This is a genomic window from Adhaeribacter rhizoryzae, from assembly GCF_008629685.1.
Classification (GTDB): domain Bacteria; phylum Bacteroidota; class Bacteroidia; order Cytophagales; family Hymenobacteraceae; genus Adhaeribacter; species Adhaeribacter rhizoryzae.
In genome coordinates this window covers 52,833-75,009 of record NZ_VWSF01000008.1, presented here as the reverse complement: position 1 = coordinate 75,009, position 22,177 = coordinate 52,833, and the positions used below count along the sequence as shown (strand labels likewise).

At 42.6% G+C, this 22,177-nt stretch carries 15 protein-coding genes; 4 read left to right on the top strand and 11 right to left on the bottom strand.

The genetic code is table 11. From position 1 onward, the window contains the following. Positions 1-76: 76 nt before the first annotated feature. Positions 77-1,342, bottom strand: coding sequence for an asparagine synthetase B (locus F0145_RS12105; protein WP_150088673.1), 1,266 nt, complete (start codon positions 1,340-1,342; stop codon positions 77-79). A gap of 503 nt (positions 1,343-1,845) precedes the next feature. Here F0145_RS12105 and porW point away from each other — a divergent pair. The 4 genes from porW (at position 1,846) to F0145_RS12085 (ending at position 11,413) form a co-directional block, all read left to right on the top strand. Further along, complete coding sequence (porW, locus tag F0145_RS12100) at positions 1,846-4,779, top strand: type IX secretion system periplasmic lipoprotein PorW/SprE (RefSeq protein WP_150088672.1); 2,934 nt, start codon at positions 1,846-1,848, stop codon at positions 4,777-4,779. Between the two features lie 6 nt (positions 4,780-4,785). Further along, positions 4,786-7,113 carry a penicillin-binding protein 1A gene (locus F0145_RS12095; protein ID WP_150088671.1) on the top strand — a complete coding sequence of 776 codons (2,328 nt, stop codon included), beginning with the start codon at positions 4,786-4,788 and terminating at the stop codon, positions 7,111-7,113. 108 nt (positions 7,114-7,221) lie between these two features. Further along, positions 7,222-9,048 (top strand): excinuclease ABC subunit UvrC, encoded by a 1,827-nt coding sequence (gene uvrC, locus F0145_RS12090; RefSeq protein WP_150088670.1) that lies wholly within the window; start codon positions 7,222-7,224, stop codon positions 9,046-9,048. Between the two features lie 160 nt (positions 9,049-9,208). After that, on the top strand, positions 9,209-11,413 hold the full coding sequence (locus F0145_RS12085) for an FUSC family protein (RefSeq protein WP_150088669.1): 2,205 nt from the start codon (positions 9,209-9,211) through the stop codon (positions 11,411-11,413). A gap of 484 nt (positions 11,414-11,897) precedes the next feature. Here F0145_RS12085 and porN read toward each other — a convergent pair whose 3' ends face one another. The 10 genes from porN to lipB all read right to left on the bottom strand — a co-directional run bounded on the left by porN (position 11,898) and on the right by lipB (position 22,163). Next, positions 11,898-12,842: a type IX secretion system ring subunit PorN/GldN gene (gene porN, locus F0145_RS12080; RefSeq protein WP_223816011.1), complete on the bottom strand. Its 945-nt coding sequence runs from the start codon at positions 12,840-12,842 to the stop codon at positions 11,898-11,900. Between the two features lie 14 nt (positions 12,843-12,856). Then, the gene (porM, locus tag F0145_RS12075; protein WP_150088668.1) at positions 12,857-14,443 is read right to left on the bottom strand and encodes a type IX secretion system motor protein PorM/GldM; all 1,587 of its coding nucleotides are present in this window, start codon (positions 14,441-14,443) and stop codon (positions 12,857-12,859) included. Positions 14,444-14,493: 50 nt separating this feature from the next. Then, positions 14,494-15,303: a type IX secretion system motor protein PorL/GldL gene (gene porL / locus F0145_RS12070; protein WP_150088667.1), complete on the bottom strand. Its 810-nt coding sequence runs from the start codon at positions 15,301-15,303 to the stop codon at positions 14,494-14,496. Between the two features lie 105 nt (positions 15,304-15,408). Beyond that, positions 15,409-16,434 (bottom strand): T9SS ring complex lipoprotein PorK/GldK, encoded by a 1,026-nt coding sequence (porK, locus tag F0145_RS12065; protein ID WP_150088666.1) that lies wholly within the window; start codon positions 16,432-16,434, stop codon positions 15,409-15,411. A 194-nt stretch (positions 16,435-16,628) separates the two neighbouring features. Next, positions 16,629-17,594, bottom strand: a complete 966-nt coding sequence (locus F0145_RS12060; RefSeq protein ID WP_150088665.1) for a PorP/SprF family type IX secretion system membrane protein — start codon at positions 17,592-17,594, stop codon at positions 16,629-16,631. A gap of 168 nt (positions 17,595-17,762) precedes the next feature. Further along, a complete protein-coding gene (locus F0145_RS12055; RefSeq protein WP_150088664.1) occupies positions 17,763-18,539 on the bottom strand; it encodes a uroporphyrinogen-III synthase in 777 nt (258 codons plus the stop codon). A gap of 55 nt (positions 18,540-18,594) precedes the next feature. Then, entirely contained in the window at positions 18,595-19,812 is a 1,218-nt protein-coding gene (locus F0145_RS12050; RefSeq protein ID WP_223816010.1) for a DUF4271 domain-containing protein, read from the bottom strand. Continuing rightward, positions 19,775-20,806: an MraY family glycosyltransferase gene (locus F0145_RS12045; protein ID WP_223816009.1), complete on the bottom strand. Its 1,032-nt coding sequence runs from the start codon at positions 20,804-20,806 to the stop codon at positions 19,775-19,777. The genes F0145_RS12050 and F0145_RS12045 overlap by 38 nt, the downstream gene beginning before the upstream one ends. A 227-nt stretch (positions 20,807-21,033) precedes the next feature. Beyond that, positions 21,034-21,438 (bottom strand): hypothetical protein, encoded by a 405-nt coding sequence (locus tag F0145_RS12040; RefSeq protein WP_150088663.1) that lies wholly within the window; start codon positions 21,436-21,438, stop codon positions 21,034-21,036. Beyond that, positions 21,435-22,163 (bottom strand): lipoyl(octanoyl) transferase LipB, encoded by a 729-nt coding sequence (lipB, locus tag F0145_RS12035; RefSeq protein ID WP_150088662.1) that lies wholly within the window; start codon positions 22,161-22,163, stop codon positions 21,435-21,437. Before lipB ends, F0145_RS12040 begins: the two co-directional genes overlap by 4 nt. Positions 22,164-22,177 lie beyond the last annotated feature (14 nt).

Below are 22,177 nucleotides of genomic sequence, written 5' to 3'. Positions count from 1 at the left end.
CAAAACTCCGTAAGCATCGGCCGTCAGCAACAGTTTAATTATTTAAATTATAATACTCTGCTTTTATGGCCTGCTCTTAGGTTTTCTGCTTTTTCTTTTTGGCTGCCGGAAACAAAATATTGTTCAGGATAAGGCGATAACCGGGCGAATTGGGATACAAAGCTAAATCGGTGGGTTCTTCGCCGGGCATGTGCAGGTAATCTTCGGGGTCGTGGCCGCCGTAAAAAGTCCAGGTGCCTTTGCCGGCCGTACCATTAATATAGCGCACCTCGCCCGCCGATTTTGTTTCGCCCATTACAATTACATCTGCTTTTACCTGGTCTTTTTTGAAAGCGGTGGTTTGGCCCATAAATCCTTTTATGGTTTTCTCGTGGTTTTGCGTGAGCATGGCCGGTATTTGATCCCACTTGGCCGAGAAAGTAAACAAAGAAAAAAAATCGTTGTGCTCGTACAGGTTGCGCTCGCGCCGCTGGTTATCGATGCTGGAAAATTCGCCGTCGTACGGGTTCAGGTTTAAGCTAAAATTCTTAAAAGCAAAAGTTTTGTTAAAATCCAGTTTCTGCTGGGCATCGGCATCTACGCCATCGCCATCAAATATTACATCTACAATATCTATACCCTCGGCGGCCAGGGCAATATCGTAGGTATCGGTAGCCGAGCACATGGCAAACATAAAGCCGCCGCCGACCACATAGGCTTTAATTTTTTTTACTACGCCCAGCTTCATTTGCGAAACTTTGGCGTAACCGTATTTTTTGGCAATATCTTCGGCTTCCTGTTGCGCCTCCCTAAACCAATCCTGGTTACGGAAACCCCGAATGGTTTTACCATACTGGCCGGTAAAATCTTCGTGGTGCAGGTGCAGCCAGTCGTACTTTAATAATTTCTGATCCAGCACTTCTTCGTCAAACACTAGGTCAAAAGGAATTTCGGCGTAAGTGAGCACCAGGGTTACGGCATCGTCCCAGGGTTGTTTGGTTTTGGGCGAGTACACCGCAATTTTAGGCGCTTTCTCCAGTTTCATCAATTCCATATTTACTTCCGGGCTGGCAATTTGCGTAAGAATACCCGAATATTGCGCATCCGATATTACCGAATAACTTACCCCCCGCACCATTAACTCATTTTCGATATTTGGGGCGTGCTTAAAAGCAAAGCTGCCGCCCCGGTAGTTCAGCAGCCAATCTACTTCCTGCTGGTTTTGTAATACCCAATAAGCTACGCCGTAAGCTTTCAGGTGGTCTTTCTGGTCCGCATCCATGGGTACCAGAATCTCGGCAGCACTAGCTTTAAAAGCCAGCAACAGCGTAAAGGCAAGGCAAAATAGAAAGCGTTTTTTCATGACTGGCAGACATTAACGCGTAAAAACAAATATAATTAATTTGCCTAGTTTTTCTTAACCCCAAAAGGCTATTAATTAAGTTAAAATCATTATTTTATATTTGGACTGGGGTTAGCTAACCTATACTTTTGGCCAAGACTTACAGCTTAAAGTAATATTATTGCCTGACTTATTATTTTACAATTACCAGGTTTAAAATTTTGCACTAAACCTTAATTGCCAAACCGGATGTTTTATATTGCTAATAAGCAGTTCTTTGTTTAAAAAATAGCCCGCTCAGAAAATAATATTACTATTACCCGCGTAATCTAGCTATCAGATTTTAAAACCGTTGAATAAAAATCTATTTTTACAGATTAGTTAACTGCTGTTTTTGTGGCTGAACCGGAACTTATGGTTAGTTAAAAATATTAAACCAAATATGGTCGTTATATTTTAAAGCAGTTTGCAGGGACCATCACGATAGGAATACTACAACTATTTTGAACAAAATAATTATATACATGGCCTGCCTGTGCCTGGCAGTAGTTTTGTTAGCCGGCTGTTCGCCGGAACGCAACAACTTTTTTAGCAAAGCCTACCAGAATACCACGGCGCGGTATAATGCTTATTTTTTAGGGAACGAACGACTGAAAACCATTGAAGCCGACGTAACCGCTAAAGCCATAACCGATTATAACCGGCTTTTGCCTATATTTCCGGTAATAGACTCTACTATTGCGGCCGGCTTTAAAAAAGATCTGGAAGAAATAATTAAGAAAGCCTCCTACCCTATACAAAAACATGCTACCAGCGACTGGACCGACGACAGCTATTTGCTAATTGGGAAATCCCGTTTTTACGGCCTGGAGTACGACGAGGCCATTAAAACCTTTAAATACGTAAACAGCACCAGCCAAAACGAAGTAACTCGCCACGAAGCGCTGGTATGGCTCATGCGCAGTTTTCTGCAAACCGAAGATCTGGAAAGCGCCAAAGCGGTTTCAGATATTATGAAAAAGCAATTCCTGACGAAGGAAAACGCTTTATTGCTGTTTCTGACGCGGGCGCAATATTACTTGTTGTTAAAGGATGATAAACTGGCCATTCAGAACTTAAAACTAGCCATTCCGCTAATCGAAAAGAAGGATGAAGAAGCCCGTATCCGGTTTATTCTGGGGCAGCTTTACCAACGAAACAACGAAGAAAAACTGGCGCGTCAGCAATTTAACCGCATATTACGCAAAAATCCGCCTTACGAATTAGGGTTTCAGAGCAAGTTGTACTTAGGCCAGGTAACCGAAATATCGGATGCCAGCAGCAAAGAAGCCGTAGATAAATATTTCCGGAAATTGCTGCGGGATGCTAAAAACAAAGAATACCTGGATAAGATTTATTACGAAATGGCCCGGTTTCAGTTAAAACAGAATAAACCGGAGCTGGCGCTGCAATATTTAACCCAATCGGTTAAAAACTCAACGGTAAATACCGCCCAAAAAGGTTATTCGTATTTACTAGCTGGGCAAACCTATTACGATAAACTCCAGAAATACAACTTAGCCCAGGCTTATTACGACAGTGCCGTACAGGTTTTACCCCAAACTGCCGCCGAATACGCCGCCGCTGCCGAACGCCGCGATGTACTGAACGACTTTGTAGGCCACTACAATATTGTAACCCGCCAAGACAGCTTGCTACAACTAGCCAGCCTGGATAAAGCCACTTTGGATACCCGCATAGATGCCATTATTAAAGCCGCCGAAGAAAAGAAAGCCGCCGATGCCCGCCGGGCTGCGGAATTAGCTGCTAAAGGCGCTAATAATAATACCACCGGCAATAACCGCAACAATATTTTTGGCAATAATAACAATGGTTCCGGCGATGCCAATATGGGCACACCCGCAGGTCCGGGCGGTGTTTGGTATTTCGATAATCCGGCTACTATTGGTTCGGCCAAAGCAGAATTTGTCCGGCGCTGGGGTAACCGGCCACTCCAGGATAACTGGCGGATAAGCAGCCAGCAACCAACCGGTTCGCAGCAAAATTTGCAAGCTATTTCGCCGGGTGCCTTGCCCGGAGCAACCGCTGATACGGCCGCTACTGCCGCCAATATGCGGGAAACGTTGCTGCAGGATGTTCCGCTTACGCCCGAAATGAAGCTTGCCGCTAACCAGAAAATAGAAACCAGTTTGTTTACTTTGGGCAATATTTACCGCGAACGGTTAGAAGAGCCCGCCCACGCCATTGAAACTTACGAGAAATTTGTTGCGCGTTTCCCTAACTCGAAAAACGCTCCGGAAGCTTATTATGCGCTTTACCTGCTTTACAAACCAGCCAACGACCCAAAACAGCAAACCTATGCCGCCCGCATTAAGCAGCAGTTTCCGAATAGCCGTTATGCCAAACTGATTGATAACCCTAATTATTTGGCCGAGGTTTCGGCGGATAACGCCAAAGTACGGGAGCTTTACGATAAAGCTTTTGCTTTGTACGACGAGCAGAAATTTAAAGAAGCCAACGAGATGCTTAATAATATTCGCCAAGCTTCTCCGGATGCCGAATTAATAGACCGGGTGGCTTTTCTGAATGTGCTGATAATAAGCAAAACCGAACAACCCAGCTTGTTTAAATTAGCTTTACAAAATTTCGTAAAAACTTACCCCAACAGCAATTTATTACCCAAAGCCCAGCAATATTTAGATGCTTTTGCTTTGCTCGAGAGCGGTAAATTATCGGAAGCAGAATTCGACAGAACGCACCCGAACCAACCTAAACCAGTGGTGCCGGTAAGTGCCGCTGTAACACCGCCCGTTCCGGCTACCCAAAAGCCAGTTGCTTTAACTAACAAAAAAGAAGTAGCTCCGTCTGATAATAAATCCCAGGTAGCGGCTACTACAGTGCCTCAGAATCCGGTGGCAGGTACACCGGCACCAGCCACTAAAACACCCGCAGCAAATTCAACCAATAACCCGGCTAGCGCAACTAATACGCCCACCAATAACACGCCGGCTAATAATGCCCCGGTAAGTAATACCCCTGCTAACACGCCACCGGGAGCCCCGGCCACGCCAGTTGTTCCGGAACCGGCTAAACCAAAATACGCGGCTAATTTACAGGCGCCCCAGGTAGTTTTAATTATTTACCCAAAAGCGCATGCTTCCTTTGCCGGCGTTGCCGAGAAAATGCAATCTTATAACAGTAAATATAATGCCTCCGATAATTTAACCGTAGAAACAACCACTTTTAACGCCACGCAGGATATGGTTGTAATCCGGGAATTTACCAATGGCGCCAAAGCCAAAACTTACACCATTAAACAAAAATCACCACAATCGCCGCTGAGTAAGATAAGAGGTATAGAATTTGCTACCTTTGTAATCTCTTCTGAAAACTTACCTGTTTTCTTAAAAGAAGGTAACCTGGAAGAGTATCTTACATTTTATAAGAATAATTACTAAGTATACATGTCTGTTGCCCGTTCTAAAAAGTCTGTTGCGCCATCCAAAAAATATTCTAAAGTGGTGGGGAGTATTTGGCTGGCTTTTATTGCCGGCTTGCTGGGGTTTGCGTTGTTTGTATTTGCCGTTAGCATCAACTTCCTGAACCTTTTTGGCGAATTGCCCGACTTTAAGACACTGGAAAATCCCCAAAGCGAAGTAGCTTCCGAAATGTATTCGGCTGATGGTGTACTAATGGGAAAATATTACCGCGAAAACCGCTCGCCGGTTAAATACCAGGATTTACCCCAAAATTTAGTTGATGCGTTAATTGCCACCGAAGACGTTCGGTTCGAAGAACATTCGGGCATTGACTTTAAAGGTTTGTTAGCGGTTGGATATTATGGCCTGACCGGCCGGAGCCGGGGCGCCAGTACGCTTACCCAGCAGGTAGCCAAAAATTTATTCCGCACCCGGGCCGGCACCAGCCGCGAAGGTTTACTGGCCGATATTCCGGGCCTGCGCATGCTGATTATTAAAACCAAAGAATGGATTGTTGCGATTAGGCTGGAAAAAGCTTATACCAAGAAAGAAATTCTGGAAATGTACCTGAATACTGTAGAATTTGGCAGCAATGCTTACGGTATTAAATCGGCCGCCAAAACCTTTTTCAGCAAAGCCCCCAAAGACCTTGCGCTCGAAGAATCGGCATTACTGGTGGGCATTGTAAATGCCCCTTCGCGGTTTAGCCCGATTTCCCAAAAAGAGCGTTCGCAAAAACGCCGCGACTGGGTACTCTCGCAAATGCAAAAATATGGCTTTATAGATGAACCTGCTTATTCGGCTGCCGTTGCCAAAGATATTAAATTGCAGTTTCAGATAGAAAACCAGAACACGGGTATTGCGCCTTACCTGCGGGCAGAAGCCGGTAAATGGCTGCTTAAATGGGCCCGCGACAACGGCCACGACCTGTACGCCGGCGGTTTAAAAATATATACCACCATCGATTCCCGGATGCAGCAACACGCCGAAGAGTCCGTACGGGAACACATGAAAACCATGCAGAAGCTGTTTTTCGATTACTGGAAAAAACGTAAGCCGTGGGTAGATGAAAACGGAAAAACCATTCAGGGCTTTCTGGAAACAGCCATAAAGCGTACGGAACGCTATACCAGCCTGAACAACCGGTACGAGGGTAATAAAGACTCTATTAATTATTACCTGAATAAGAAAATACCAATGAAGGTATTTACCTGGGAAGCATCCGGCGAGAAAGAGGTTGTAATGAGTCCGATGGATTCGCTGGCCTATTACAAACATTTTTTACATACCGGTTTTATTGCGGTTAATCCCTTGGATGGCAACATTAAAGCTTGGGTGGGCGGTACCGATTACAAATACTTTAAATACGACCACGTAAAACAAGGACGTCGGCAACCCGGCTCCACATTTAAACCGGTGGTTTATACCGCAGCCATCGACCGGGGCTACTCCCCTTGTTACAAGGTACCCGATATACCGGTAACTTTCCCGGCCGAGGGCGGTCGGCCGGCCTATACGGCTAAAAACAGCGACAATAAATATACGGGTAGAAATTACACGTTGCGCGAGGCCCTGGCCAACTCAGTTAATACGGTTACCATGTTTCTGGTTAAAAATTTAACCCCGGATTTGGTGGTAAAATATGCCGAAAGATTGGGACTGGGTTCTAACATAGAGGCGGTGCCTTCGGTTGGTCTTGGCATCAGCGATGTATCGGTGTACGAAATGGCCGGAGCTTATGGCACCTTTGTTAACAAAGGCACCTGGACCGAACCTATTTACATCACCCGGATAGAAGATAAAAATGGTAATACTTTGTTTACGAACGTACCTCGCTCGCGAGAAGTATTAAGCGAAGAAACGGCTTACCTGATGATACACATGCTGCAAGGAGCGGTGGATATTCGCTTAGCTACGGCCTGGCACGGCTTGCGTAACCGATATAAATTAAAGAACGAAATTGGCGCAAAGACTGGTACTACCCAAAATTTTTCTGATGCCTGGTTTATGGGCGTAACCCCCGATTTAGTGTGCGGTATGTGGGTTGGCGGCGAAGACCGGAGTATTCACTTCCAGAGTGCTAATTACGGACAGGGAAATAAACTGGCGATGCCTATTTATGGCTTGTTTATGCAAAAAGTATACGCCGATAAAAACCTGAGTGTATCTAAAGCGCCTTTTCCTAAACCAGAACAGCCTTTAACCGTTGAGATAGATTGCAGTAAATACAACAATAGTGTAATCAGCGATACGGTAAGCCAGGATCAAATATTGTTAACGCCGGCTAAGCCCGATATTGAAGAGGAGATATAAAATAAGCTAAAACCGGTAAATATCTTAGATAGTAATGGTACTTCATTCGACCTCGTATTATTTATTTAAGTACCAATATTAACCTTTGCCGGAGAAGAGGAGCCTGCTATGCCTGCCAATGAACGCTTAAAAGATATCATAAGCCATTTGCCGCATAAACCCGGCATTTATAAATTTTTTGACGATCACCAGATTATTTACGTGGGTAAAGCCGTTGACATTCGGAAACGGGTAAGCAGCTACTTTAATAAATCTAACCAGCACAACAAAAAAACGCTTAAGCTCATTTCCAACATCCGGAATATTGAGTTTACCATTGTAGATACCGAATCGGACGCTTTTTTGCTGGAAAATAGCCTAATTAAGCAGCACCAGCCCAAGTATAATATTCTTTTAAAAGACGGCAAAACTTACCCGTATATCTGCATTACCAACGAGCGCTTTCCAAGGGTAATCAGTACCCGCAACAAAATTGCCGACGGCTCTAAATATTTCGGGCCGTACGCCAGCATTACGGCTATGAATGTGCTGCTGGAAATGGTCCGGAGTTTGTATCCGCTGCGCACCTGCACCTATAATTTATCGCCCGAAAATATTGCCAGAGGTAAATTTAAAGTTTGCCTCGAATACCATATTGGTAACTGCAAAGGCCCTTGCGAAGATCTAATTGACGAAGAATCTTACAACCTGCACATTCAGCAGATTCGCAGCATTTTATCGGGTAATTTAGGAACGGCCAAAAATTATTTTAAAGATAAAATGGTGGAGGCTGCGCAGGAAATGCAGTACGAACTGGCCCACAGCTTTAAGCAAAAACTAGATATATTAGAAGACTTCCAGGCCAAGTCTACGGTAGTAAGCAATACGCTCACCAATATTGATGTTTTTTCGATTACTTCGAACGAGAAATGTGCTTTTATTAACTACTTAAAAGTAATAAACGGGGCCATTATTCAGACGCAATCTTTAGAAATTCAGAAAAAACTGGACGAAGCCGACGAAGAAATATTGGCTTCTATTATTGTTCAGTTGCGCCACGAGTTTGAAAGCGACTCCAAAGAAATACTAGTAAATATTGATTTAACTTTACCTCTGGATGGCCTGACCATAACCGTACCCCAAATTGGCGACAAACGGAAACTGCTGAATCTTTCGCTTAAAAATGCCATGTATTTGCGCAAAGAGAAAGAAAGCATGAACGACAAAGCCAAAGATACCAATGAGGTGCGTATTATGGAAACCATGAAAAAAGACCTGAAATTAGCCGAATTACCTAAACACATTGAGTGTTTCGATAATTCTAACTTTCAGGGCGATAATCCGGTGGCCTCGATGGTGTGTTTCCGGAACGCCAAAGCTTCTAAAAAAGATTATCGGCATTATAATATTAAAACCGTAGTCGGTCCCGATGATTTTGCCTCGATGTACGAAATTGTTACGCGCCGCTACCGCCGGTTACTGGACGAAGGCACGCCCTTGCCCCAGTTAATAATTATTGATGGCGGCAAAGGCCAGTTGGGCATGGCTGTAAAAGCTTTAAAAGATTTAGGTATTTATGGCCGCATGGCCGTGGTAGGTATTGCCAAACGCCTCGAAGAAATATTTTACCCCGGCGACTCGCTGCCTTTATACATCGATAAAAAATCGGAATCGTTGCGGCTCATTCAGCGCATCCGCAACGAAGCGCACCGCTTTGCCATTACTTTCCACCGCAGCAAGCGCGATGCCGGTACCCTCAAAACCGAAATAACCGAAGTAAAAGGTTTGGGGAAAGCCACCGCCGACAAATTATTGGCTAAGTTTAAATCGGTTAAAAAAATACGGGAACTAAGCGAAGCCGAACTAACCGCCGAAGTAGGTAAAAGTAAAGCTCGGTTGCTGCTCGATTATTTTGCCAGCGAAGCAAACCCCAAAGCCACAAACCCGGCAGCTTAAGAGTTTAGCCATTATTTATTTTATACTTGCTGTTGACAAGTTATTCTATTTAATTTCAGTTGTTTATTAACCCAATGTTCTTGTTTATATAACCAAGTGCTACGGTTAAGTTAAATCTCTTTCTACAAATATTTCGTAGCTTGGGTTAAATTTAGCGCGCATGTTTAATCCGGATTTAAGAAATACCCTAAAGGTTTTTGCCCGAAAAGAATTTTTTAATCCGGATGTGCTCTATGCTATTATTGTTACTTTGGGCTTGGTGGTGCCGCTTGCCGTTGGGCATTATTTAAATGAACCGTTATTAGGCGGTTTTGCCGCCGTTACCGGCCAGAATTTGTTGGTCATAAAATTTCAGCATACCTACCCGCAACGCGCTTTAATATTAATTATTGGTTTATTATTTATTACGGCGGCAGTTCTGGCTGGCACGTTGCTGGGCGCCTATTTTGGATTAGCCATAATTATTATGGCCCTTATTGCTGGTATATCCTCGCTGCTGAAGGAATTTGGTTCTTTTGGCCAGGTTATTGGCTTTTGTGCTGTTATTATTTTTTTATTGGCATTACCGCCGCCGCATTCCTTAGATATTGGCATAGACCGTTACGTGGCCGTTTGGCTAGGCGGGCTTTGGGCAGCTTTTATTACTTTGTTTTTCTGGTTCTTTTTACCCGATTTGCCTTATTATACCAGCATTGCCCGCCCCTGGGAATTAAGCAGTAATCTGGCCGTATTCTTGGCTTCTGCCAACGTCCGGAAAAACTACGCCGAGCGGGTACAGGAAAAAGAAATAAATTTGCGGCAGGCCATCAACGACGTGCTACCTTATTTGCGCCTGCATCATGTCCGGTATTTTTTCATACGCCGCGATTTGCTTAAAGTGGTGCGGGCTTCCTCCAGGTTTGGGGTAACTATTATGGCCATGAACCATGCCCTGGAACATTTACGCGAACACCCTAAAAAGCATTTGTTTATGCCGGCCGTGCAGGAACGCTTATTTTTGGCGGCAGCCGGTGCGAAAATTATTGTTAATGCCTTGGTGCTGGCCCGCCCGCAGGAACTAGATAAGCTTAAAGAAATAATTATTCAGCTAAAGACCTCAACAGAACAACTACAAATATTAACCGACAGCAATCAAAAAGATTTTACCATCCAGGTAGATTTACATCGGTTTATTACTTTGTTAGATTCGGCCACGCACTACCTCGAAGATGCCCATTACTTGCTAACGCGCATCCGCCAGAAAAAGCAACTCCCAACTACCCAGGTAGCTGCTCAGAACAAGACCAGATTATTGCCGCCTTTGCGGGCGCTTTTTCAATTTAAAAATGTGCCTTTAAAACATACGCTGCGGCTTATGTTGGTAACATCGGTAGGTGTGGCGCTTTACCTGGGCTTTCAGATTCCGCGGGGCTACTGGATTCCTCTAACCGTAATGGTAGTATTGCAACCAGATTTTGGCACCACGCAGCAAAAAGCTATGCAACGGGTTTTAGGTACTTTTCTCGGAGGCATTTTAGGAACGTTGCTGATTATTCATCCTTTTCCGCCCGTAATATTTATTTTAGCTATTACTACCTTCTCGTTTTTATTTTTATACTTTCAACAGCGCAACTATGCTGTTTCGGTTACTTTTTTAACCATGATGCTGGTAGCCATGTTTGAGGTTTCGGGCCCGATAGACTGGCATTTAGCAGCTTATCGGTTATTTGCTACTGTATTAGGCGTTATCTTATCAGTAACTGCAGCTTTTTTATTATGGCCCGATTGGGAAAGAACCAAGGTGCGCTTTGTTATGGCCCGTGGCCTGCGGGCAAATTTTAATTTATTGCAGCAACTTCACCACGAATTATTATCGCAGACCGGATTTCATGCCCGGATAATTGCCGACCGCCGGAAAGCTGAAGGCGCCAATATTGAAATTGCTGAATCGGTAAAAAGATTGCAACTAGAACCCGGCACAAAAAAACAAAAGCAGGAAATAGCCCAAAACCTGGCATTTTATAACGTTCGGCTGTCGCGGGAGCTGCTTTCGCTGGCCGCCTTGCTGCCTCAAATAAAAGTTGATAGCCCCACTTACGCCGAAACCGATACTTACTTACGCCAGGCCGCTGATCAACTGGAAGAAATTATGACTGCTTTAATTACCGAAAAAAATGTTGCCGGCAATATTCCCCAAGATCTACCTTTCCCGGCTTACAAATTTAATCTGGAGTTAAAGACAGGTCTGGTTTCTACGGCTAAGAATATCAACCTCCACTTAGATACCGAAATTCTCCAAACCGAAATTGTACACGAGCAGTTAAACAAAATTGCCGATGCCATCTTCAACATGAATCAGTTGGTTTTTAACTTAAATCAGTTGTAGATACTTGGTAATTACCCTATCAAATTGAAATGGCTCATTAGCTTCTTTATTAATATTTTCTCAGACATACCCGCTCACCGCGGTCATTCCGCAGGAATCTAATTTGTAGGCAACCAATAAGATTCCTGCGGAATGACCGCGGTGGGAGGCATGGCATTTGCTTTATTTATAAAGCGCAGCAATCATCTCATTTCGGTATAATTACCGCTACTAAAAGTACTCGTTTAGCTTTTGCTACAAAGCTTAATATTATTGAACAAATAAACTTTAAGTGATAGAATATTTTAATGGGATGCGTAAGAATTCCTTAACAAACATTACGAGCGAAGCTAAGGCGCAATTTTTAATATGGTAGTGAATATAATGCGCGGTAATCTTTACAAAGCTCGCTACTCCATAAGAACTTGCAATATTGTGCTACAAAAGGCTTAAAACAAGAAAAGGAAGCCGCTGGCTTCCTTTTCTTGTCGATTCTAAATTTTAATTAATAGCTCCACAAGCTATATTCAAATTCTATCATTTCTTCTAAAGCTCTTTGGGCTGCCAGAATAGCTTGCTCTGAACCACCATGAATAGTTTTTAAATCATCATCGTTCGGGTTAGATACTTTCTTAATGTAGTTGCCAAACATCCGTAAATCAAAAGCATCGGCTAAATTTAAATGATTCGCATTATTCTGTGGGTTGTACCAGATAGCCTCTTTTGGATGGTTCCGGAAAACTTTAACTAAATCTTTATAAGCAAACGCCCCAATAACATCATCAAAGCCAGTTACAGCGTTTGGCACTTTTAAAGTTATGGCATGTATGTCGTAATACATACGAGAACGCTTCTTATCAAAAATTACGTCTTCCTTCAGTTCCAGTTTTTTGATGTCACGCGGGCTATACTCAATTGGTCCCATGGCAGCTGTTGCAACAGGTGCGGCCTCAACAGCACCCCCCTGGCGTCTTCTGGCAGCATTAATTTGTGCTAGTTGCTTTTCAGCTTCGAGCCGGGCCTGGCGATCTTCTTCTGTTTCTTCCATTTCTTCACCAGGCTTCACCAGAACTTTACGGTATTCTTCAGGAGTCATGGTTTTGTTCAAAGAATCATCTTTGTAAACCGTTAACTCACCCCGCTTAACCGCATCTAATATTATTTTAGTAACTTCATGGTTTACAGAGTACATAGGCCGGTTTTGCTTTTCGCGCAAGTCTATTACCCGCCATACCGTGCGGCGATACATCATATCACTTTCCGGAATAGGCCGAACAGATGGCGTACCACTATAAGCTGTATTGGCCGGAGCCGCCGGCGGTGTAGTAGTAGTTTGCGTAGCAGTTGCCTGTCTGGGCTGGGTGCCACCGGCAGCTGGGGTTCTGGTCTGTCCAAGGGCCTGAACAGACATACCCGCAATTAACAAAACTAATAAATAAACTCTGCTCATGACATTCTAAAATATTAATTCAATGTTACGATAGTTGGTTTCGAAGCGTTCGGAATTTCTTCGATGTCGTTTTTATAATTTAAACGAACCACTTCACCAACCTGGATAACCAATTTATCGCCAGGACGCGCTCTGCTCATCAAGCCCGAAATATTGGCCACGCCACTAGGGAATGTTTGCTCACCAATTTTATCGGTACCTCTACCTAAAGTTACTTTAACCTGGGTAGCCTGATAACGGGCATCTTCTTTAAAAGCGCGGGCAAAATCTTCATCCGGCTCTACTCTAATATTAACCTGACGGGCTGAACTAGCTGGCAAACCTCTCATAGGATCTACCGGGCGGCCATTAACCAATACAATTACGTCTGGTTTAGGCGTTTTCCGCACATCAAAGGTTTGTGAACCAACCTTAACACCGCCGCTGCTCACGTTCATGGTTACCTGCTTGGCAGTTGGGTTAATTAAAACTTCGCCTTTTTTACTGCCTTTGGTAAACGATGCTCCTGAGCCGGAAAATACCGGGTCGTACAATGCTCCTAAAGCCGGCACTTGTGCATTTAAGCGGTTACCGCATTTGAAATACAATGCATTTACCGAAGCCGACTGAATTTGCAATTCTGGTTCTACTACAAAATACTTCTGTGAAACATTAAACGTAGTATCACGGCCATTATTGTTTAAAGTAATTTTACCGGTCCACTGTTTTTCAATTAAGCCGTCTTTGTTTTTAGCACCACCAGCAGCAGCCGTAAATTCAATCTGACCTCTACCGTTTACTACTTTTACCGGTCCGGCACTAGAACTCATTTTAGGCGAAATTGCATCGGAGAAAGCGGTTAAGAACATTTCGGCGCGGTATTTAGTACCAGCAGCAACTGTTTTGGATTCAGCGCTGGCCGTTGCTAATATTTTATCAAACTTGATAATATCAGCACCTACTTTGCTGGCTAACGACGATAATGCATCGGCTTCGTATTTCAGAATCTCGGTTTCTTTTTGCGCCATTACGGCTAAAGCAGCTACTAAAGGTGTGGCTTCAAAATTTAAATGAGCAAAATCCTTTTTACGCTGGTCCGGGTCTTTTCTAGCAGTTGGGTCTTCGGAACCTCCTAAAGCTAATTTGGCCGGTACATTGGCATTGTATTGCCGCATAAAAGTAGCATACTCATTCAGCTTTTGCTCCAGTTCGTAAGCTTTGCCATTGCGTTTGCCACCAATCATAGTTACAGCAATTGCTTCTTCTTCGCCGGCGTTCTTATATCCTTCACCTTCGCGTCCGCCCGATTTAGTAATTATTGTTTCGCGTAACTCGTGAATGTAAGATACCATTTCGGCCGTTTTGGTGCGCACCTCATTGGCTTGTGCCACTACTTTTTGGTCGTTTGCCCGGTTACCACCTTCGGAAACCGCTTTGGCAATACCTTTAACCAAGCCGGTGTTATCGCCTACGGTTTTGTTGTTAACAGTCATTAAACTGTCATCGAGGTATTTAAATTTCAAAATGATTGCTGAGCTTACCTGAAGGGCGAGAAGTGCGGTCAGTACCAGGTACATCATACCGATCATCTTCTGCCTCGGGGTCTCTTTTAGTCCAGCCATATACTAATTAATAAATTATGTTTTTGATGTTTTATATTAGGCTACGCAAATTAGGCAGTAGGTGCCCGCATGGCGTTTAGCATATTACCGTAAACAGTATTTAAGGAATGTAAGTTCTGAGTTAATCGACCAACTTCATTTTTAAACTGCTCGGTATCTTTAGTAGCATCGGTTAAGTTATCCATTGCCAGCGCTAAGCTGCCGTAGAACTTGTTCATAGATTTCAGGTGGTTGTTCGCATCCTGCAATTCCATTTCGTAAACAGCATTTAATGCACCTAAATTTTTAGTTACATTTTGCACCTGCTCGTGGTATTCGCGGGCATCGGCGGTGGCACCAGCCATAGCCGTAATAGCCTCCACGGTAGAAGAATAAGCCTGGTTAATCTTGTCTAAAGAGTTAGCGGCTGTTCTTACTTTAGTAGTATACTCCTGGGTTGCCACAGTAGCATTACTTAAATCAGCCATTTGCGCCGTTGTTTCACTCAAACGATTTAATCCTTGACCTAATGAGTTAATAGTAGCCGGCGTTACATTGGCATCGCGCAGCATTTTATCTAAATCATCGGTCAGCGATGGGCCAGAAGCGGCAATTTGTGGCACTTTTCTTTTCGGACCATCGTAATCATCGGCCAGTTCCGGATAAACCCGGGTCCAGTCTACATCATGTCCGGTTGGTTGGAAAGCACTTAAGAAAAATATTAATGCCTCTGTTCCTAAACCAACCATTAGCATTTCGTTTGCACCTTTCCAGTGCAGGATTTTGAAGAGGGCACCAATAATTACTACTGCTGCGCCTATTCCATAAACTTTTGGCATTACTTTGTCAAAAAAGAAGTTGCCGCCTTTTGCTGTACTCATTGTTTTTTACTGTTTATTGTTTTTGGTTTTTTTATGGTTTTTTTATTAGTGCTGTAAAAATAAGAAAAATTACATTTATAAAAAAAATACAATTAACTTTTTTTTTTATCGGCGGTTACTTTCGGTATCTCCCAGCATAATCATAGCGCACCGGAATCCTATATAAGAACGGGCAGAATCCTGATATTCAAAGTTACGGGTACCAGTTTCTAAATAATATGCAATATCTTTCCAGGAGCCGCCTCTTACCACTTTGCGCGGTTCATTATCATTATAATAAGTAGGGTTCAAATCCCAAACTACCGGCATGGCTGCTTCGTTGTAAGCATCTTCGCACCACTCCGAAACATTACCTGCCATATCGTACAAGCCAAAATCGTTAGGTAAATATTTACCAACCGGTGCCGTATAGCTATATCCATCGCTATAATAATCGCCACGACCTGGCTTAAAGTTAGCCAGCATACAACCTTTGGCATTTCGCATATAAGGACCGCCCCATGGATAAGTTGCTAAATCGCGGCCGCCCCGGGCTGCATATTCCCATTCGGCTTCAGATGGCAACCGGAAGTTTACGCTGGCAGCCAGTTCATTTTCAATATTGCTAGCTGTTTTCAGTTTAGTACGCCAGTCGCAGAAATATTTAGCAGCAAACCAATCTACCCCTACTACCGGATATTCGTCGAAAGCCGGGTGAGAATAATAATACTGCATCATGGGGTCACCCATAGAATAAGTAAAGTCGCGCATCCAAACGGTGGTATCCGGGTAGAGTTCGGTCATTACGTATTCCGGTGTCAGCACATCCATGGAGTCTTGCTTAATGGCATCCATAAATTGCCGGTATTCGTTATTTGTAATTTCGGTTTCGTCCATGTAAAAGCCACGAATAGTAACCTGCTTGTTCAGGTTAGACATAGAAGCAGCTACATCTTCATCGGTTTGTCCCATGTGAAATGTACCTCCCGGACATGGCACCATCCCATAAGGCACTTCCTGCGGATTAAACTCCGGACGGTCCATTGTACCATACAAATCGCCGGTGTCTTCATTACCCCTTCCCAGCAATCCGCAACTGCTTAAATAACCGGCAGCAAGAGCCAAAGAGAACAATTTGATAAACTTATTCATGATCTATTACAAGATAATTTTTTTGACTTTTTATTACTTTTTAAAGACTAGCAAATATATACCAATAAGATTTTAAAAACAATACTACTAATCCCCGAATAATTTAACTTCTACAGAGAAACAGCAATGATATTTAATATTTTACAGTTTTTTACTAAAATAAAATACCATAAAAGCAGTATTTCTTCTATTTATTAAAAGCTATAACGTGGTGTTTTTACCGGAGGTTTAATAATATTGGCAGGTTTCGGGAAAATATAAGATAGCATAATTTCGTGGGAGGTACGTGCTTTTGCTTCCACTCCAAAATTTGTTAAATCTAATCCGTATCCCAGCCGCAAGGTATTATCTTTTAATAAATAAGCTCCAGCCATACCTGTAATAGCCTCCTGATACCGGTAACCGGCTCCTAACCAGAATTTCTGATTAAAGGTTCCGCGCACGCCACCTTCGAATGATATTTTATTAAAATCATATTTTACAATAGCCGTTGGGGTTAGTACCAATCCCGGATTTACTTCGTAGTTATAGCCACCCGTTACGTGCAAATGATTTTCTGCTGTAATATTACCTGCATCAGGCGTTTCCACTCCTAAACTATCTTCAAAAACGTATTTCGATCGCAAAAGATTGTTTATTCCGGCCCCAAAATAAAATTTTTCTGAATGATACCAAATTCCGGCGCCTGCATCAAATTTCCGGTCCGCACTGTTTTCGGGTACACTAGGATCACCGGGGTCATTTGCCCTGTATTCGCCTTTGCGTATCCGCATCATACCACCCTGTACGCCAATACCTAACTTACCTGCACCAATTTTAATGTGCTGCGAATAAGATAACGCCACATTAGTCATTTTAGTTGCTCCGAGCTGGTCTTGCACCACATACGCCCCCACACCACCTCTCAGGGCATTTACCGGCAACGAAAGACTAAATAACCCCGTTCGGGGAGCGCCGCCAGCATCAAAACTTCCCTGGTAGCCCGCCCATTGGTACCTGAACAAACCATTTAATTCTGCTTGCCCGGTTATACCGGCATATCCCGGGCTTAAGTACATGCCGTTAAAGCCATAATGGCTAAACTGCGGTAGTTGCTGCGCCAACGAAGTAGTACCGGTAAATAATAAACTGAGAAAAAATGCGTAAAAAGTTTTCTTCATTTACACCTAAATGTATATAAATAAGATTTTCATGGGTAACGATACAAACGCTTCCATTGGTATAAATTTCTAAAATTATCTTAGAAACTTACACCAAATCTCTTATCTACACACACCAGCGTAATATCCTTTACTTAGCAACGGTACGAAAAAAAACTAAGTATGATACTATATATTTGGGAAATGTTTTTTGATATACATTTCAATTGCTCCGGTCATGGAAGGGGCATTGGGCATAGGTGCCACAATATCCAGTTCTAAACCGGCATCAATTACAGCCTGGGCAGTAGTTGGGCCAAATGCAGCAAGACGGGTGTTGCCCTGCACAAAGTCAGGGAAGTTCATAAACAAAGAATGGATACCAGAAGGGCTGAAAAATGCCAGACAATCGTATTTCACTTCGGCCAGGTCCGATAAATCGGCGGGCACGGTTTTGTAAATAACGGCTTCAGTAAAATGCAGGTTATTTTCCCGCATAAATTCCGGTATATCGTTTTTACGAATGTTGGAGCACGGGAAAAGGAATTTCTCGTTTTTGTGCTTTTTAATTACATCAAATAAGTCGGTGGCGGTTCTTTCGCCGGTAAAAAGCTTGCGCTTACGCAGCACAATGTATTTTTGCAGGTAGTGGGCGGTTTGCTCCGAAATACAGAAGTACTTCATTTCGGCCGGCATTTCTATTTTGCTTTCTTGGCAAATACGGAAAAAATGATCCACGGCATTCCGGCTAGTAAAAATAATGGCGGTATGGTCGAGAATATTAATTTTATCTTTCCGGAATTCTTTATAAGGCACAGGATCAACCTGAATAAACTCCCGGAAATCAACCTTAATACCATACTTTTCGGCAATGGCTAAATAAGGAGAATTATCGTTGGTTGGTTTAGGTTGGGTAACCAGAATACTGGTTATTTTCTTATTATGCCGATCTGGATTCGCAGCCATATTCTACTTGGGTATCAAACTAAAACCGTGGTTTACCTGGTGGCAAAACAATGTTTTAATAATTAAATACTATTAGTTTTAGTAAAATGATTAATGGTATTATTTCCGTGGCGCAAATGTACGAAAATAAATGCAAATTTCTAAGAGAGACTTTTTTATTTAAAGTATAGAAAATTCTTAAAACGGTTATAATCAGAATGCCCGATACGGCTAAGGTAGAAATTAGCAATACTGTTTGGGGCATAGTGGTATTCAGGGCCAGGTACAACACCATAATAAGCGGCAAAAACATGCCAAAGAACAGCAAAGTCCTGATAAACTCCCGGTATTGCAAAGACACCAGGGCGGTTAAATCAAAGGTATAACCCATTACACTCAGGAATAAATATTTAAATAAGATAAAAGAAAAGATGAGAATGGTATAAAACAATATTTTAGAAGTAATATCGGCTTCTGATACAGAAAACAACCGGTTAAATATTACAATATTCTGAATATTGGTATGAATAGCCACAATAATAAGCGCAAACGAAAGCGCAAAGGCTATAATAAATATTACACTGGACCAACTGCTAATAGGCTTGGCCAGAAAACCTTCATCCAATGCCGAGCGTCGCAAAAAATTACTTAAACTAAATAAGCTTCTGAAGTCGGAAGTATAAGTGGTGCGCAGCCAGCCGTAAATTAAGCCAATCAACAGCAAAAATATTATAAAAGCATTGTAATTCAGGCTGCTCCGGTACTGGTTTACGATGGTATTTTTTTGCTGTGGAGAAGTGGCCGAAATTTTAATATCGCCCTCGTTCCGGAAGGTACTCAGGTTAGGTTGCTCGGTAGGATGCCAAAGACAAAGCAGGTATCGGCTGGTTTGCGCCTGCCCTAACTTATTTGTAACTACCAGGTCTGCCAGGTCCAGGGCATAAGTGGCCGCCGAATCGGCGGCAAATATTAGTTTGTTGTTCAGGAATATGCATAAATCTTTTTTAGCGGTAAAGTTTATGCGAAAAGGTTTATCGGGCCGGATGTTAACCCATTGGTAAAGTGCTCCTACCTGCCCGTGGTATTCCGGAATATATAAAGAAAACTGACTGGTTTGGGGCTGATAAATGAGCCAATCGGAATTAAGCTGGTTGGTGTAGCTAAACTTAACTGGCGGCAGCTTGGCTTGCCCAAACAAATTTAAAGAGGACAGAAAAAGAAATAACAGCCCGCTCAGCCTAATGGCTAACTTAATTTTAAGTAACGGTTTGCGTTCTTTTAACCCTGTAAACACCTAAAATTATGCTTAAAATAACCGAGAATCCCAACAGCACCGTAATAATGTACTGATTGCCTAAATCGGCAAACCTGATTACGAATAATATTACAAATATATTAATAATAGCCAGGATAACCACGGTACTTATTTGCCGGAAACCCATGCCCAATATGCAATGATGAATGTGATTTTTATCTGGCGAAAAAGGAGAAATGCCTTTGGAAATCCGGATTAAAGAAACCCGCAAGGTATCGAACAAAGGCACAAATAAAATACCCAGGGCCACTGACGGCGAAGAAGGTACCGCGCGCATTTCAATAAACTGAATGGTGAGAATTGAAATAATAAACCCACACACCAGCGAGCCGGTATCGCCCATAAAAATAGTAGCTTTATGAAAGTTATAGCGCAAAAAGCCCATAATACCGCCCAATAAACACACGGCAACAAAAGCAAAGTTCTCGAAAAGCGGACCGCCGTACTGATAAAAAAACCAACCGAAGGTTGATGCTATAATCAGCACCATGGTACCAGCCAGCCCGTCTAAGCCATCGATTAAATTTATAGCGTTGGTAATACCCACAATAACCAAAAACGAAAAAGCATAGCTTACCCCTACCGGTAGTTCGTTAATGCCAAATATTCCCTGAAAACTCGTTATCCGGATATCGGCTATAACCATAACTACCCCCGAAGCCAGTAACTGCACAATAAATTTCTTAAAAGCCGAAATAGTTACCAAATCGTCTTTTAAACCAATAAAAAACAAAATAATACACCCAGCTAATAATTGCTGCACGCCGTTATTTAAGTTACCAAAAATGGTAAGCGCCGACATAAACCCCGCAAACACGGCCAAGCCGCCCAAACGAGGCGTTAACGATTCGTGTACCGTCCGTTTGTTAGGCTGATCGAGAATATTTTTAAGATGCGCTACGTATATTATAGAAGGTACAGCAAACAAGGCCACCAGAAAAGACCAGCAAAAAGAAAGGACCAGTTGAATCATAAATGCAGTAACAAAGTATTTTTACCCTTGGTGGTTTAAAAATGCTTCACGTCAAGAAAAAAATGTGCCAAAAATTAAAATAAACTTAAAACCCTGACGTTATTTAATATTTTACTTTGTTCAAAAGTCTGGGCCTTTTAAAAGTCCAATTTAAGACAAATTCTTAATTCTATAATTATTTTACTCTTAGTTCTCTAAAAGTTTACAAAATAAAGCTATACCTTCCTTTAATTATGCAAAACGCCCCGCATATTTAGCATAGCAATATCAATCAGGTTACTTTCTATAATAGAATCAGGCACAAAAATATACTTCTTATCGTAGATTTTACGGCCAATGTAATAGCTTACCCAGTACTCGTTATAAATATGAAAAATGGCCGGATCAATGGGTTCAATTTTAACAAAGCTTTTGGGTTCTACCTGCTCAAACATGTGCCGTAAAACCGAGGTTTTAATTTCTTCGTTTTGGTAAGACCCATAGCCTTTGGAGGTTACCAATACATTATCCAGGTATTCGGCGTTGTTGTTTAACAAGTATACGTTCCAAACAGGCTGGCCAAATTCATTCTCAGAGGTGGCAATGGCAATAGATACGCCTTCTACGGGTTCAAAATCAATATCCTTTTTCATCTGCTTCCTACCTTAATATTTGCTTCAAAAAGCTGCGCCAGCTGCTTCAGCAGTTTTTGCTCAACCTCGGGCAATGCAACCAAATGCCCCAGTTCTTTTTCTATAGAAGTTACGGCTTTGTCCGGAATACCACAGGGCACTATATAATTAAAATAATCTAAATTGGTGTTTACGTTTAAGGCAAAGCCGTGCATGGTAACCCAGCGGCTGCACTTCACGCCCATGGCGCAAATTTTCCGGGGGTTTTCCTGCTTTTCGTAGTCGATCCAAACGCCGGTTAAGCCTTCAATTCGACCGGCTGCTATACCGTACTCGGCTAAGGTTAATATTACGGCTTCCTCCAGGTAGCGCAAATACTTATGAATATCGGTAAAAAAATTATCGAGGTCCAGAATAGGATAACCTACTACCTGGCCAGGACCGTGATAAGTAATATCGCCGCCGCGGTTTATCTTATAAAAAGTTGCTTCTTTTTCGGCTAATGCAACTGGGTTAAGCAATAAATGGTCTTCAGAACCGCTTTTGCCCAGCGTAAATACGTGCGGATGCTGACAGAACAGCAAATAATTAGGCGTTGTTATTTCTTCGGCGGGCGTTAATTTCCGGTTGGCTATTTTAAGGTCAACAATTTCGGCAAAAAGTTTTTCCTGATAATTCCAGGCTTCCTGGTAATCAATCTGGTTTAACTGAATAAAGTTAATTTCTTTATTTAATCTGTTATTCACTTATAAATAGGGTA